The organism is Streptomyces sp. NPDC004126, from assembly GCF_050275515.1.
In the GTDB taxonomy this organism is placed as follows: Bacteria; Actinomycetota; Actinomycetes; order Streptomycetales; family Streptomycetaceae; genus Streptomyces.
This window is the reverse complement of sequence record NZ_JBNNPF010000015.1, coordinates 89,352-104,267: the sequence shown is the minus strand read 5'-3', so window position 1 is coordinate 104,267 and position 14,916 is coordinate 89,352. Positions and strand designations below refer to the sequence as shown.

13 protein-coding genes and 2 tRNA genes are annotated in these 14,916 nt (G+C 72.3%); 8 read left to right on the top strand and 7 right to left on the bottom strand.

From position 1 onward, the window contains the following. Positions 1-46 precede the first annotated feature (46 nt). From ACQKM2_RS16790 to ACQKM2_RS16775, 4 genes are all read left to right on the top strand, one after another. Positions 47-2,935, top strand: a complete 2,889-nt coding sequence (locus ACQKM2_RS16790; protein WP_427710492.1) for a UPF0182 family protein — start codon at positions 47-49, stop codon at positions 2,933-2,935. Positions 2,936-2,993: 58 nt separating this feature from the next. Beyond that, a tRNA-Met gene (locus tag ACQKM2_RS16785) sits at positions 2,994-3,067 on the top strand. A 213-nt stretch (positions 3,068-3,280) separates the two neighbouring features. Next, positions 3,281-5,152 (top strand): tetratricopeptide repeat protein, encoded by a 1,872-nt coding sequence (locus ACQKM2_RS16780; protein ID WP_427710393.1) that lies wholly within the window; start codon positions 3,281-3,283, stop codon positions 5,150-5,152. A 58-nt stretch (positions 5,153-5,210) separates the two neighbouring features. Continuing rightward, positions 5,211-5,284 (top strand) — tRNA-Met (locus ACQKM2_RS16775). Positions 5,285-5,414: 130 nt separating this feature from the next. On the opposite strand, the gene ACQKM2_RS16770 is transcribed toward ACQKM2_RS16775, so the two are convergent. Beyond that, positions 5,415-5,831: a Fur family transcriptional regulator gene (locus tag ACQKM2_RS16770; protein ID WP_007266427.1), complete on the bottom strand. Its 417-nt coding sequence runs from the start codon at positions 5,829-5,831 to the stop codon at positions 5,415-5,417. Between the two features lie 128 nt (positions 5,832-5,959). Between ACQKM2_RS16770 and ACQKM2_RS16765 the strand changes: the two genes are divergently transcribed. Continuing rightward, complete coding sequence (locus tag ACQKM2_RS16765) at positions 5,960-7,429, top strand: catalase (RefSeq protein ID WP_427710391.1); 1,470 nt, start codon at positions 5,960-5,962, stop codon at positions 7,427-7,429. Positions 7,430-7,514: 85 nt separating this feature from the next. Here the strand turns inward: ACQKM2_RS16765 and ACQKM2_RS16760 are convergent, their stop codons facing one another. Both ACQKM2_RS16760 and hisN read right to left on the bottom strand, forming a co-directional pair. Next, positions 7,515-7,907, bottom strand: coding sequence for a CBS domain-containing protein (locus ACQKM2_RS16760; protein ID WP_427710389.1), 393 nt, complete (start codon positions 7,905-7,907; stop codon positions 7,515-7,517). A 178-nt stretch (positions 7,908-8,085) separates the two neighbouring features. After that, entirely contained in the window at positions 8,086-8,892 is an 807-nt protein-coding gene (gene hisN, locus ACQKM2_RS16755) for a histidinol-phosphatase (RefSeq protein ID WP_427710387.1), read from the bottom strand. A gap of 136 nt (positions 8,893-9,028) precedes the next feature. Between hisN and ACQKM2_RS16750 the strand changes: the two genes are divergently transcribed. Further along, a complete protein-coding gene (locus ACQKM2_RS16750; protein WP_427710385.1) occupies positions 9,029-9,595 on the top strand; it encodes a TetR/AcrR family transcriptional regulator in 567 nt (188 codons plus the stop codon). Here ACQKM2_RS16750 and ACQKM2_RS16745 read toward each other — a convergent pair. The 4 genes from ACQKM2_RS16745 to ACQKM2_RS16730 form a co-directional block, all read right to left on the bottom strand. Beyond that, positions 9,561-9,884, bottom strand: a complete 324-nt coding sequence (locus ACQKM2_RS16745) for a DMT family transporter (RefSeq protein WP_007266432.1) — start codon at positions 9,882-9,884, stop codon at positions 9,561-9,563. The genes ACQKM2_RS16750 and ACQKM2_RS16745 overlap by 35 nt on opposite strands. A gap of 128 nt (positions 9,885-10,012) precedes the next feature. Further along, positions 10,013-11,023 carry a ribosome small subunit-dependent GTPase A gene (gene rsgA / locus ACQKM2_RS16740; protein WP_427710382.1) on the bottom strand — a complete coding sequence of 337 codons (1,011 nt, stop codon included), beginning with the start codon at positions 11,021-11,023 and terminating at the stop codon, positions 10,013-10,015. Positions 11,024-11,033: 10 nt separating this feature from the next. After that, entirely contained in the window at positions 11,034-12,392 is a 1,359-nt protein-coding gene (aroA, locus tag ACQKM2_RS16735) for a 3-phosphoshikimate 1-carboxyvinyltransferase (protein ID WP_427710381.1), read from the bottom strand. 53 nt (positions 12,393-12,445) lie between these two features. Continuing rightward, on the bottom strand, positions 12,446-13,159 hold the full coding sequence (locus ACQKM2_RS16730) for a M50 family metallopeptidase (RefSeq protein WP_427710379.1): 714 nt from the start codon (positions 13,157-13,159) through the stop codon (positions 12,446-12,448). 53 nt (positions 13,160-13,212) lie between these two features. On the opposite strand from ACQKM2_RS16730, the gene ACQKM2_RS16725 reads away from it, so the two are divergent. Together ACQKM2_RS16725 and ACQKM2_RS16720 are read left to right on the top strand one after the other, a co-directional pair. Next, positions 13,213-14,028, top strand: a complete 816-nt coding sequence (locus ACQKM2_RS16725) for an SOS response-associated peptidase (RefSeq protein WP_427710377.1) — start codon at positions 13,213-13,215, stop codon at positions 14,026-14,028. Positions 14,029-14,077: 49 nt separating this feature from the next. After that, complete coding sequence (locus ACQKM2_RS16720) at positions 14,078-14,716, top strand: alpha/beta family hydrolase (RefSeq protein ID WP_427710375.1); 639 nt, start codon at positions 14,078-14,080, stop codon at positions 14,714-14,716. The last annotated feature ends 200 nt before the right edge of the window (positions 14,717-14,916 follow it).

Below are 14,916 nucleotides of genomic sequence, written 5' to 3'. Positions count from 1 at the left end.
AGGACCAGACACAGCGACTTTCGAGGTGCGCACCTTGGCTTTCCAGATGCCGGACCGCGGCGGAGGCCCCTCCGGGCCACGGATGAGAGTCGGCCGCCCCTCCCGGCGCGCCCGGACTCTTCTGACGACATTGGGCGTCCTTGCCGTCCTGGCCATGGCGTTCATCATGTTCGCCGGGTTCTGGACGGACTGGCTCTGGTTCCGCTCCGTCAAGTACTCCTCCGTCTTCACCACCACCCTGTGGACCAAGATCGGCCTCTTCGCCGTCTTCGGCCTGCTGATGGCCGGTGCGGTCGGGCTGAACATCTGGCTGGCGTACCGGCTGCGGCCGCCGCTCAGCGCGATGTCGATGGAGCAGCAGAGCCTCGACCGCTACCGGATGAGCGTCGCCCCGTACAAGAAGTGGCTGCTCCTGGCCATCGCGGCGATCGTCGGTCTGATCGCGGGCGCCTCAGCGGCCGGCCAGTGGAAGACCTGGCTGATGTACGTGAACGGGGTGCCCTTCGGGAAGAAGGACCCCCAGTTCCACCTGGACGTGTCGTTCTACACCTTCGACCTGCCCTGGTACCGCTTCCTCCTCGGCTTCGGGTTCGCGGCCGTCGTGCTCTCCGTGATCGCCGCCGTCGTCGTGCACTACCTGTACGGCGGCCTGCGCGTGACCAGCCCGGGTGCCCGGGCCACCGCCGCGGCGACCGGGCACCTGTCGGTGCTGCTCGGCCTGTTCGTCACCTTCAAGGCCGTCGCGTACTGGCTCGACCGGTACGGCCTCGCCGTGAAGTCCAGTGACTTCAAGGCCGCCGACAACTGGACCGGCCTGCGCTACGTCGACGCCAACGCCTACCTGCCGGCGAAGACGATCCTCGTCGCCATCGCGGCGATCTGCGCGGTGCTGTTCTTCGCCACCCTGTGGCGGCGCACCTGGCAGCTGCCGGTCATCGGCTTCGGCCTGATGGTCCTCTCGGCGATCCTGATCGGCGGGCTGTACCCGGCGATCGTCCAGAAGTTCCAGGTCCAGCCGAACGAGCAGGCCAAGGAATCGCCGTACGTCGAGAAGAACATCAAGGCCACGCGCGACGCCTACGGCATCGACGGGGCCGACGTGAAGGACTACCCGGGCGTCCCGCAGACCGAGGACCGCACCAAGCTGCGGTCCGTGGCCGACACCACGGCCAGCCTGCGCCTGCTCGACCCGAACATCGTCTCGCCGGCCTTCCAGCAGCTCCAGCAGGTCAAGGGCTACTACGGCTTCCCGTCCACGCTGGCGGTCGACCGGTACGCCGGCCAGGACACGGTCATCGGGCTGCGCGAGCTGAACATCGGCGGCATCCCGAAGAACAACTGGATCAACGACCACTTCAAGTACACGCACGGCTACGGCGTGGTCGCGGCCAAGGGCACCACCGTCAAGGACGGCGCCCCGGACTTCACGCAGTCGGACCTGCCCTCCAAGGGCATGTTCGGCACGGACTTCGAGCAGCGCATCTACTACGGCGAGCAGACGAAGCAGTACTCGATCGTCGGCGGCCCGCAGAAGGAGCTCGACTACTCGGACGACAAGGGCGAGAAGGAGACCAGCTACAAGGGCAACTCCGGGGTCAACCTGGACAACCCGGTCAACCGCGCCGCGTACGCGCTCGCCTTCAGCGAGCCGCAGATCCTCTACTCCGGCGCCATCGGCGACGGCTCGCGGATCCTGTACAACCGCACCCCCAAGGACCGCGTCGAGGCCGTCGCGCCCTGGCTGACCATCGACGGCGCCCCGTACCCGGCCGTCGTCGACGGCCGGATCAAGTGGATCGTCGACGCCTACACGACGACCAACGGCTACCCGTACGCCTCGCGCACCACGCTGGGCCAGAGCACCGCGGACTCGCTGACCAACAGCCAGCGCGCGGTGGTCGCCCAGGAGAACCAGGTCAACTACATCCGCAACTCGGTCAAGGCCACCGTCGACGCGTACGACGGCACGGTCGACCTGTACCAGTGGGACACGAAGGACCCGGTCCTGAAGACCTGGATGAAGGCGTTCCCGGGCACCGTGAAGCCCAAGAGCGAGATCTCCAAGCCGCTCATGGACCACATGCGCTACCCGCAGGACCTCTTCAAGGTCCAGCGCGAGCTGCTGACCCGGTACCACGTCACGGACCCGCAGACCTTCCTCAGCGGCAGTGAGGCCTGGGCCGTCCCGGACGACCCGACGACCAAGGCCGGCACGGCGGTCCCGCCGTACTACCTGTCGATGAAGATGCCGGGCCAGCCGGAGAAGGACCAGGTCTTCTCGCTCACGACGACCTTCACGCCGAACGAGCGGCCCAACCTGAGCGCCTTCATGGCGGTGAACGCCGATCCGGGGACCCCGGACTACGGCAAGATCCGAATCCTGAAGATGCCGACGAGCAAGCCGCCGGACGGCCCCGGCCAGGTCCAGAGCAAGTTCCAGTCGGAACCGAAGATCGCCGAGTCGATCCGGCTGCTGCGCGGCGGCGACTCGGAGATCGAGTACGGCAACCTGCTCGCGGTCCCGATGGACGGCGGAATGCTCTACGTGGAGCCGGTGTACGTGCGCAGCTCCGGACTGAAGTACCCGCTGCTGCGCAAGGTGCTGGTGACCTACGGCGGCCAGACGGCCTTCGAGGACACCCTGGAGAAGGCGCTGAACGTGGTCTTCGGGGCCGAGGCCCCGACCACGCCGGTGCCGCCGACCACGCCGACGAACCCGACCACGCCGACGAACCCGAACACCCCGCCGACCGCGCAGGACCCGACGGTCAAGGCGGCCCTCGCCGACGCCCAGAAGGCGGTCGAGGAGGCCGACAAGGCGATGAAGGCGGGTGACTGGGCCGCGTACGGCAAGGCGCAGAACGACCTGCAGGCGGCGCTGAAGCGGGCGATCGACGCGGAGGCGAAGCTGACGGCGCCCAAGCCGGGAGGCTAGGCGGCGAGGAAACCGCGTAATGGTTCCGTCCCGCGTCGTGGTACTGTTGTTTCACCGACGCGGGGTGGAGCAGCTCGGTAGCTCGCTGGGCTCATAACCCAGAGGTCGCAGGTTCAAATCCTGTCCCCGCTACTGAAGACGAAGGCCCGGATCCAATGGGATCCGGGCCTTCGTCATGCCCGGAGCACCGAAAAGGTGCTGTTGTGAGACACGGGGTCACTGGGGCGGGTGAGTTGGGGGGCGAGCGTGTTTGACTTGTCTCTCTGTGGGCATGTCGACAAAACGCTGTAGTGACCTCACTGGCTGCGACATACCAGGTGTACGCGGGTAGCAGGTGATGCGACGATGGGATTTATGGGGGACAGGTCAACTCTGCTGGAGACAGGGCGGTTTGTGAGGGCGGAGGCCGAGTCGGGCGCGGGAACGGGCGAGGCCGCTCCGACTGTTAACGCGCAGACCGCGCTGACCGATGCGGATTTCTTGGACAAGCACAGCGCGGCAGAAGCCTTCGGGGACGCCGAGGGCGCCACCGACGCCGAGCTGGAGGCCCGCCACCGCGTGGCCGCCGACAAGGGCGACCCCGGCGCCATGAGCGTGCTCGGCGCGCTGCTGCTGCGCCGCGGCGACCTGGCCGGGGCCGAGCCCTACCTCCGGGGCGCCACCGGCGCCGGCGACCGTGCCGCCGCCAACAACCTCGGGGTCCTGCTCCTCCAGCGCGGCTACCCCGACGAGGCCGCCGGCTGGTGGCGGGTGGCCGCCGTCGCGGGATCCGCCCCCGCGGCGCACGCCCTCGGTCGCCACTACCGCGAGCGCGGGGACGAGCCCGCCGCCGAGTACTGGCTGCGCCAGGCGGCCGAGTCCGGGCACGCCCTGGGCGCGTACGGGCTGGCCGACCTGCTGGAACACCGTGGGGACAAGGGCATCGAGCGCTGGTTCCGGGCCGCCGCCGAGCAGGGGCACCGCGAGGCCGCGTACCGGCTCGCCCGCCACCTGCGCAAGGGCGACCCCGCGGAGGCCGAGCAGTGGTACCGCCAGGCCGCCGCGCGCGGGCACCGCCGCGCCGGCCTGCACCTGGGTGCCCTGCTGGAGGCGCGCGGCGAGCTGAAGGAGGCCGGCCGCTGGTACCTGAGCTCGGCCAAGCAGGGGGAGGCCCGGGCCGCCTGCGCCCTCGGCTTCCTGCTGCGCGACGCCGGCGACGAGGACAGCGCGGCCGCCTGGTGGCACCGCGCGGCCCAGGACGGCGACGGCAACGCCGCGAACGCCCTCGGCGCGCTGCACGCCGCCCGCGGCGAGACCCAGACCGCCGAGAAGTGGTACCGGGTCGCCATGGACGCCGGCGACCACAACGGCGCCTACAACCTCGCCCTGCTCTGCGCCGCCCAGGAGCGGACCGCGCAGGCCGAGCAGTGGTACCGCCGCGCCGCGTACGCGGGCCACCGCGAGGCCGCCAACGCGCTGGCCATCATGCTGCTGCAGGCCGGGGACGCGGCCGGCGCCGAGCCGTGGTTCTCCAAGGCCGCGGAGGCGGGCAGCGTCGACGCCGCGTTCAACCTCGGGATCCTCTTCGCCAGCCGCGACGAAGACCGCTCCGCCCTGAAGTGGTACGAGCGGGCCGCCGCCGCCGGGCACACCGACGCGGCGCTCCAGGTCGGGATCGCCCTCGTGCGCGACGGCGAGGAGCGCGCCGCCGAGCGGCACCTGCGCTGCGCGGCGGGCGGCGGCAGCGCGGAGGCCGCCTTCCGGCTGGCCGCCCTGCTGGAGTCGCTGGCCCCGCCGCCGGAGCCGGTGGCCCTCGGCGAGCCCGTCGGCGGCGCCGCCCGCACGGAGAGCGAGGAGTGGTACGCCCGCGCCGCCGAGCAGGGCCACCGCCGGGCCCAGGTGCGGGTCGGCATGCTCGCCGCCGCCCGGGGCGACCTCGCGGTGGCCGCCCGCTGGTACCGGGAGGCGGCCGAGGCCGGCTCGCGCAACGGCGCCTTCAACCTGGGGCTGCTGCTGGCCCGCGAGGGCAACGAACCCGAGGCGGCCCTGTGGTGGACCCGCGCGGCGGTGGCCGGGCACGGCCGGGCCGCCCTCCGGCTCGGGCTGCTCGCGGCCCGGCACGGGGACCTTACCGAGGGGCAGAAGTGGTGCGTCCGGGCCATGGAGCTGGGCCCGGCCGAGGTGGCCGAGCGCGCCGCCCGGCTGCGCGACGCCCTGGCGGAGGAGCTGTCGGCGTAGGTCCCGTACAAGTGATTTGCATCTGCCGGGTGGCCTCCCGTAGAGTCGTGTTTACCGACGCGGGGTGGAGCAGCTCGGTAGCTCGCTGGGCTCATAACCCAGAGGTCGCAGGTTCAAATCCTGTCCCCGCTACTGAAGGCCCGAGGCCCGGATCCCATGGATCCGGGCCTCGAGTCGTTTCCGGGTCGTTCCTGAACGCGAAGAACGGAAGAACGCGAAGAAGGCCGGGAGCCCGAGGCTCCCGGCCTTCTTCCGTGACGCGTCAGGCGCCCGCGCAGTTCGGGCACACCCCGCGGTACGTCACCTCGACCGCCGAGACCACGAAGCCGAAGCGCTCGCCGTCGGGCAGGTCGGCCAGCGGGTCGCCCGCCGGGTGGACGTCCCGGATGGCGCCGCACTGGGCGCAGACCAGGTGGTGGTGGGGGCGGTGGGCGTTCGGGTCGTACCGCTTGGCCCGCCGGTCCGTCGAGACTTCGAGGACCTCGCCGATCGACACGAGCTCGCCCAAGGTGTTGTAGACCGTCGCGCGAGAGATCTCGGGCAGTTTGGTCACAGCGCGTGCGTGCACCTCGTCTGCCGTCAGGTGAACGTGGTCACCGTCGAGCACCTCGGCCACGACGCGGCGCTGCGCGGTCATGCGCCAGCCGCGTCCGCGAAGTCGTTCCAGCAGGTCACTCATACAGGCCAGCCTAACAGTGGGGAATCCGTACAGGTCCCGAACCGGTGCGGACTTGGATGCTTACTTGACTTAGACAAAGTCCATCGTAGGATCGATTACGACAAACGCCGAGGACAGGACAGGCGCGAATGACGCAGGAGGCGCACGTGACACAGGGACCGCTCACCACGGAGGCCGGGGCTCCGGTTGCCGACAACCAGAACAGCGAGACGGCCGGTGTCGGTGGTCCGGTCCTGGTCCAGGACCAGCTCCTGCTGGAGAAGCTCGCGCACTTCAACCGCGAGCGCATCCCGGAGCGCGTGGTGCACGCCCGCGGCGCCGGCGCCTACGGCACCTTCACCGTGACGGCGGACGTCACGCAGTACACCCGCGCCAAGTTCCTCTCCGAGGTCGGCAAGCAGACCGAAACGTTCCTGCGCTTCTCCACCGTCGCGGACAGCCTCGGCGGTGCCGACGCGCGCCGCGACCCGCGCGGCTGGGCGCTGAAGTTCTACACCGAAGAGGGCAACTACGACCTCGTCGGCAACAACACCCCGGTCTTCTTCATCCGGGACGCCATCAAGTTCCCCGACTTCATCCACACCCAGAAGCGCGACCCGTACACGGGCTCGCAGGAGGCGGACAACGTCTGGGACTTCTGGGGCCTGTCGCCCGAGTCCACCCACCAGGTGACCTGGCTGTTCGGCGACCGCGGCATACCGGCGTCCTACCGCCACATGAACGGCTACGGCTCGCACACGTTCCAGTGGAACAACGAGGCCGGCGAGGTCTTCTGGGTCAAGTACCACTTCAAGACCGACCAGGGCATCGAGAACCTCACCCAGGCCGAGGCCAACCGGCTCGCCGGTGAGGACCCGGACTCCCACCAGCGCGACCTGCGCGAGTCCATCGAGCGCGGCGACTTCCCGACCTGGACCGTGCAGGTCCAGATCATGCCGGCGGCCGAGGCGGCGGAGTACCGCTTCAACCCGTTCGACCTCACCAAGGTGTGGCCGCACGAGGACTACCCGCCGATCGAGATCGGCAAGCTGGAGCTCAACCGCAACCCGGAGAACGTCTTCGCCGAGGTCGAGCAGTCCATCTTCTCCCCGGCGCACTTCGTCCCCGGCATCGGTCCGTCCCCGGACAAGATGCTCCAGGGCCGCCTCTTCGCGTACGGCGACGCCCACCGCTACCGCGTCGGCATCAACGCCGACCACCTCCCGGTGAACCGCCCGCACGCCACCGAGGCGCGCACCAACTCCCGCGACGGCTACCTGTACGACGGCCGCCACAAGGGCTCCAAGAACTACGAGCCCAACAGCTTCGGCGGCCCCGCCCAGACCGGCCGCCCGCTGTGGGAGTCCACCCCCGTCACCGGCGGCACCGGCAACCACGCCACCCCCTCGCACTCCGAGGACGACGACTTCGTCCAGGCGGGCAACCTCTACCGCCTCTTCTCGGAGGACGAGAAGTCGCGTCTGATCGAGAACCTGTCCGGCTTCATCGCCAAGGTCTCCCGTGACGACATCGTCGAGCGCGCCATCGGCAACTTCCGCCAGGCGGACGCCGACTTCGGCAAGCGGCTCGAAGCCGCGGTCCAGGCCCTTCGCGGCTGACGCCGACCGCTTGCCGTAGCAGGACGGCGGGCCGGAACCCCTTCGCCGGGGTTCCGGCCCGCTGTCGTTCCCGTACCTGCCCCGGTTACGCGGGCACGGCCCGGCGGGCCGGCACCCAGCAGCGGATCACGTCGCGGACGGAGACGATGCCGACCGGGCCGCCGTCCTCCAGCACGATCAGGTGCCGGAACCCGCCGTGGACCATGGCCTCCGCGGCCTCCTGCACGGTCGCGTCGGGGGTGCAGAAGACGACGTTGTTCGTGGTGTGCGCGCCCACGGACTCCCGGTCGGGGTCGTGGCCGGCGCCGATCGAGTTCAGGATGTCGCGCTCGGTCAGGATGCCGATGCCGCTGTGGTCGGGGTCGAGGACGACGGCCGCGCCGACGCGCCGGCCGGACATCAGGCAGGCCGCCTGCCGGAGGGAGTGCGCGGGTCCGAGGGTGAGGATCACGGTGCTCATGGCGTCGCGGACGAGCATGGAGAGAGCCACCTCCTGGGTGAGCCCCCGCCTGGGTGGGGTGCGGCGAGTGAAGGTCCTCCACTTAGAGAAGCCGTTCACAAGCGCACAAGCGGGGGGATGCTCAGATTCCCACGGACACGGAAAGTCATCAAGGGGGCACGCACAGCGCGCGAGCGCGCCGGGCGGCCCCTCCCGTTCAGGCCTTGCGGTTCAGGAAGCCCAGCATCTCGTCGTGCAGCAGGCCGTTCGAGGCCACCGCGTTGCCGCCGTCCACCCCGTCCACCCCGTCCAGGCTGGTGAACCGGCCGCCCGCCTCCTGGACCACGACCGCGACGGCGGCCATGTCCCACAGGTTCAGCTCCGGCTCGGCGCACAGGTCGAGCGAGCCCTCCGCGACCATCATGTACGGCCAGAAATCGCCGTACGCCCGCGTACGCCAGCACGCGCGCGTCAGGTCCAGGAAGCCCGCGAGCCGGCCCTGCTCCTCCCAGCCGCCCAGCGAGGAGTACGCGAACGAGGCGTCGCCCAGGGAGGCCACCTTCGACACCGAGACCGGCCCGGCCGGCTCGCCCAGCGCGCCGCCCGCGAAGGCGCCGCCGCCCGCCGAGGCCCACCAGCGGCGGCCCAGCGCCGGGGCCGACACCACGCCGACGACCGGGCGGAACACCCCGTCCGCGCCCTCCTCCATCAAGGAGATCAGCGTCGCCCAGACCGGCACCCCGCGCACGTAGTTCTTCGTGCCGTCGATCGGGTCCACGACCCATCGGCGCGGCCCGCCGCCCTTCAGCCCGTACTCCTCGCCGAGGATCGCGTCGTCCGGGCGCGCGGCCTGGATGCCGGCCCGGACGACCTCCTCGGCGGCCTTGTCGGCCTCGGTCACCGGCGTCATGTCCGGCTTCGTCTCGACCTGGAGGTCGAGGGCGCGGAAGCGCTGCATCGTGGTGGCGTCCGCCGCGTCGGCGAGTTCGAGGGCGAGGCGCAGGTCATCGGCATATGTGGACATGACCGAACAGTATCGAGACTTGCCGGGCCCGGTGGGCGGAGTCCACAGTGCGGCCGGGACGCGCCCTTGACGGGATCTGGCGACCCGTCAACCCTGGTGGAGAAGCGCGGCCGGCGAACCCAGCGGGGAGGTGGCGATGCCGACGGCCCGTGAGTCCCTGCTGCAAGCGGCCGAGGCCGCACTGGCCGCCCGGCCCTGGCCGGCCGTGCGCATGGTCGAGGTCGCGGCCGCCGCCGGGGTGTCGCGCCAGACCCTCTACAACGAGTTCGGCGGCAAGGCGGGCCTGGGCCGGGCCCTGGTGCGCCGCGCCGCCGACTGGTACCTCGACGGGGTGGAACGGGCGCTGGCCGCCCCCGCCGCGCGCGGCTCCGCCGAGCGGCTCGCCGCCGTCGCCGACTGGACCGTACGGGCGGCCCGCGCACGGGTCCTCGTACGGGCCCTGCTGACCGGATCCTGGGGGCCGGGCCTGCCCTCGCCGCCCCCGGCCGGGGGACGGCAGGCGCTCGGGCCGGGGGAGCTGACCCGCGCGGCCCGCGACCGGGCCGCGGCCGCGCTGCCGCAGGAGCCGGCCCGCCGCTGCGAGCTCGCGGTGCGGCTCGCGCTGTCCTACGTGGTCGCACCGGGGGAGCCCGGCCAGGAGCCGGCGGCGGTGGAGCTGCTGCGGCTGCTCAGTGCGCCGAACCCGAGAGCTGGAGGCCGATGACCCCGAGGATCACCAGGGTGATCGAGACGAGTTTGAGGGTGGAGACCAGGTCGCCCAGGAAGACCATGCCGTAGATCGCCGTCCCGGCCGCCCCGATGCCCGTCCACACCGCGTACGCCGGACCCACGTCCAGCTTCTTCAGCGCGAGGGTCAGCAGCCCGAAGCTGCCGAGGGCGAAGCACGCGAAGGCGATCGTCGGCCACAGCCGGGTGAAACCGTGGGACAGCTTGAGGCAGACCGCGAAGCCCGTCTCCAGGATCCCGGCGACCACGACCAGCAGCCACGCCATGGCGTACGCCTCCCCGCGTCAGGTGACTCGGCGTCACTTGGTGCGATTATGCATTTACCAGACATGGCAGGTGGCAAACCCCGCCGGACGGTCAACCCGGCGCCGGACGGCCCGGCGCCGGACCGCGGTCAGTCGCCCTCGCGGCGCTCGCGGGTCTGCAGCAGCCGCCGCAGCGAGTACAGCCGTGCGGGGTCCGCGTGGCCCTCCTCCACCCACCGGTCCAGCGCGCAGTCCGGCTCGTCGTGGCTGCACGCGCGCGGGCACTCCTCCGTGCCCGGCACCAGCTCCGGGAAGGCCAGGACCACCCGGGACGGGTCCACGTGGTGCAGGCCGAAGGAGCGCACGCCCGGGGTGTCGATGACCCAGCCGTCCCCGGAGGGCAGCGGCAGGGCGAGCGCCGAGGTGGTGGTGTGCCGGCCGCGGCCGGTGACGGCGTTGACGTGGCCGGTGGCCCGCTGGCGGCCCTCGCCGACCAGCGAGTTCACCAGGGTCGTCTTGCCGACGCCGGAGTGGCCGACGAAGGCGGTGATCCGGCCCTCCAGGCGCTCGCGCACCCGCTCGGCCGCGTCGCCCGTCGCCAGCTCCTCGCGGTTGGTGACCACGTAGTTCAGCCCGAAGGTCGAGTACACCTCCAGGATCTTGTCCGCGGAGGTCAGGTCGGACTTGGTGAGCACCAGCAGCGGCTCCAGCCCGGCGTCGTACGCGGCCACCAGACAGCGGTCGATCATCCGGGGCCGCGGCTCCGGGTCGGCCAGCGCCGTGACGATGGCCAGCTGGTCGGCGTTGGCGACGACCACCCGCTCGTACGGGTCGTCGTCATCCGCGGTGCGCCGCAGGACGGACTTGCGCTCCTGGATCCGCACGATCCGCGCGAGGGTGTCCTTCTTGCCGGACAGGTCACCGACGAGCGACACCCGGTCGCCGACCACCGCCGCCTTGCGGCCCAGTTCGCGGGCCTTCATGGCGATGACCTTGCGGTCCTCGACCAGGCAGGTCAGCCGGCCGCGGTCCACGGTGAGGACGAAGCCGTCGGAGGCGTCCTCGTGCTTGGGCCGGATGTTCGTCCTGGCCCGGTTGCCCTTGGGATTCGGGCGCTGGCGGATGTCGTCCTCGTCGGTGTGCTTGCCGTACCTGCGCATGACCGGGCCCCTACGCTCCCGCTCCCGTAGTGCCTCGCGTAGCTCGACCGAGCATGTCGGCCCACATCTTCGGGAAGTCCGGCAGGGTCTTCGCGGTCGTCGCCACGTTCTCGATCTCCACGCCCGGCACGGCCAGGCCGATCACCGCGCCGGCCGTGGCCATGCGGTGGTCGTCGTAGGTGTGGAACACACCGCCGTGCAGCTTGCGCGGGCGGATGCGCAGGCCGTCCTCGGTCTCGGTGACGTCGCCGCCGAGACCGTTGATCTCCGCGGTCAGCGCCGCCAGCCGGTCCGTCTCGTGCAGCCGCAGGTGCGCGACCCCGCGCAGGACGGACTCCGAGTCCGCGAGCGCGGCCACGGCCGCGATGCCCGGGGTCAGCTCGCCGACCTCGCCCAGGTCCACGTCGATGCCGTGGATCTTGCCGGTGCCGGTGAAGACCAGGCCCGCCTCGGTCAGCTCGCAGGAGCCGCCCATCGCGGTGAAGATCTCGCGCAGCGCGTCGCCGGGCTGCGTGGTGCGCAGCGGCCAGTCCGGGATGGTGACCGTGCCGCCGGTGATCAGCGCCGCGGCCATGAAGGGCTGGGCGTTGGACAGGTCCGGCTCGACGACCATGTCGCGGCCGAGGAGCGCGCCCGGCGCCACCCGCCACACGTCCTTCTCGCCGCCGGCCTCGGGGGTGTCGACCTGGGCGCCCGCCGCGCGCAGCATGTCCACGGTCATCCGGATGTGCGGCATCGACGGCAGCCGGCCGCCCACGTGCCGGACCTCGACGCCCTGGTTGAAGCGCGGCGCGGACAGCAGCAGCGCCGAGACGAACTGCGAGGAGTTGGAGGCGTCGATCTCGACCGTGCCGCCCTCCAGGGCCCCGCCGCCCTGGACGGTCATGGGCAGCGCGCCCCGGCCGCCGTCGTCGATCCGGGCGCCGAGGGCGCGCAGCGCGGTGATGACCTGGCCGAGGGGGCGCTCGTAGGAGCGGGGGTCGCCGTCGAAGCGGATGTCGCCGTCGGCCAGGGTGGCGACGGGCGGCAGGAAGCGCATGACCGTGCCCGCGTTGCCGACGTCGACGGTGGCGGGACCGTGCAGGGCCGCCGGGATGATCCGCCAGGCCTCGCCGCTGCCGCCGTCGGCGGAGCTGGAGGAGACGGTCTCCTCGATGCCGACACCGAGCGCCCGCAGGGCGTCCGACATCAGCTGGGAGTCGCGCGAGCGCAGCGGGCGGCGCACCCAGCCCGGCTCGGCGGCGAGGGCGGCGAGCACGAGGGCGCGGTTGGTGACCGATTTGGACCCAGGCACGGTGACGGTGGCGTGGACGGCCTGCTCCGCGAACGGAGCGGGCCAGAGGTCGTGGAGCGCGGGGGTCTCGGTCATGGCCCTTACTTTAGTGGCTTCGCACGGCCCCCGATCTGGATGGCGGCCCCGTCTCAGAGGGCGAGCAGCCAGCGCCCGCCGCCGATGAGGCAGCACAGCGTGACCGTGTGGAACATGAGCAGCCAGGCGACGGGATGGAGGTGCGTGAGCCGGCCCAGCTGGTCCGCGTCGGACTCCGGCGCCGCGCCGCCCCGGCGCTGCGCCTGGAGCTCGAACACCGGCCGCACCGAGCCCAGCAGCAGGAACCACACCACCCCGTACGCGAACGCCGCCTGCACCGCCTCCGGGGCCTTCCAGGACACCAGCAGGAACGTCCCGCCGGTCAGCACCACCGTCAGCAGCCCGTACGCGTTCCGGATCATCACCAGCATCACCAGCAGCAGGGCGGTCGCCGCCCACAGCAGCAGGGTGATCCGGTGCGCCGCCAGCAGGGCCGCCCCGCCCAGGCCCAGCAGGGCGGGCGCCGTGTAGCCGGCGGCGAGCATCAGGACCATGCCGATCCCGGTCGGCTTGCCCCAGCTGAGGGTGACCCCGCTGGTGTCGGAGTGCAGCCGGATACCGGTGAGCCGGCGCCCGGTCAGCAGGGCGAGCAGCCCGTGGCCGCCCTCGTGCGCGATGGTGATCGCGTTCCGGGCCACCAGCCACACCGGCCGGGGCGCCACGACCGCGAGGGCGGCCAGTCCCGTCGCCGCCACCAGCCAGAAGGCGGGCTCGGCCTGTATTCCGGTGAGCCGGTCCCAGAGGCCGGCGGTCGTGGTGCTGTCCATGGAGTGGCGGACTCCTTGCGGTCGGGGGTCGGGTCCGTGGCAGTGTGTCAGCCATGTGCGGAAGGTTTGCGGCGAGTCGGACGCCCCGGGAACTGGCGGGGATATTCGGGATCGAGAGGTGGGAGCCGAGCGAGACCCTGGCCCCCGACTGGAACGTGGCGCCGACCAAGGAGGTCCACGTCGTCCTCGACCGCCCCCTGAAAGACGCGCGGGACCCCCGTCCGGTTCGCCAGCTGAGGGTCCTGAAGTGGGGCCTGGTCCCCTCCTGGGCGCAGAACCCCGAGGGCGCGGCCCGGATGATCAACGCCCGGTCGGAGACCCTGCACGAGAAGCCGTCCTTCCGCCGCCCCTTCGCGCAGCGCCGCTGCATCGTGCCCGCCGACGGGTACTACGAGTGGGTCACCGCGCACGACGAGCGGGAGCTGGAGGTCGAGGGGAAGCGCAAGCGGGCCCGCAAGCAGCCGTACTTCGTGCTCCCCGCCGACGGCTCGGTCTTCGCGATGGCCGGGATCTACGAGTTCTGGCGCGACGGGACCCTGCCCGCCGACCACCCCCGCGCCTGGTGGGCCACCTGCTCGGTGATCACCGCCGAGGCCGAGACCACCCCGCTGGGGGTGGCGCCCGCCGAGGGGCCGCGCTCGCTCTCCGAGATCCACCCCCGGATGCCGCTGATGCTGACCCCGGACCGCTGGGACGCCTGGCTGGACCCCGCCCGGACCGACGAGCACGTGCTGCGGGACCTGCTGGCGCCCCCGCCCGGCGGGCTGATGCGGGCCTACCCGGTGGCCACGGCCGTGAGCAGCGTCCGCAACAACGGCCCGGAGCTGCTGAGGGAGCTGGAGGGCCCGGAGGAGGCGACGCTCTTCTAGGGGGTGCCCTTGCCGGGCTCCGGGGGTGCCGCCCGGCAGGATGGGGCCCATGAGCACCCGTACCGAGAGCGTGGACGCCCCCGCCGGCGAGGCCCGGATCACCTGGCACACCGCCCGCGCCGCGAAGCTGGTGCTGGCGCTGGGCCACGGCGCCGGCGGCGGCATCGAGGCCCGCGACCTCCAGGCCCTGGCCGCGGCACTGCCCGCGCGGGGCGTCAGCGTCGCCCTGGTCGAGCAGCCCTGGCGGGTCGCGGGCAAGAAGGTCGCCGCCGCGCCCAAGGTGCTGGACGAGGGCTGGCGGGCCGTGTGGCCGGCGCTGGAGCGGCCCGGCCTCCCCGTGGTGGCCGGCGGGCGCAGCGCCGGGGCCCGGGTGGCCTGCCGGACCGCGGCCGAGCTGGGCGCGGCCGGCGTGCTCGCGCTGTCCTTCCCGCTGCACCCGCCCGGCAAGCCGGAGAAGTCCCGGGCCGAGGAGCTGCTGGGCGCGGGGCGGCCGGTCCTGGTGGTGCAGGGCGGCCGGGACCCGTTCGGGCGGCCGGAGGAGTTCCCCGCGGGGGAGTACGAGCTGGTGGAGGTGCCGTTCGGGGACCACGGCTTCGCCGTGCCGAAGAAGGCGGACCTGACGCAGGACGAGGCCCTGGCGGTCATCACGTCCGCCGCGGCGCCCTGGCTCACCCGCCTCACGCCCTGACCCGGCGCCCCGGAGGGGGTCGGCCCCTCACCGGAATGGCCCCGCACGCAGCCCGGAGAGGGGCTGGAGGGGGTTCGGAGCGGGGCTGGAGGGGGTCCGGAGCGGGTTTGGGCGCGGTGCGCGCCGGGGCCCGGGCGGGTCCCTCCGTGGTCCGGACCTGACAGATTCCGGCGTGACCCCGCTCACCCGCCCCGCCCGGC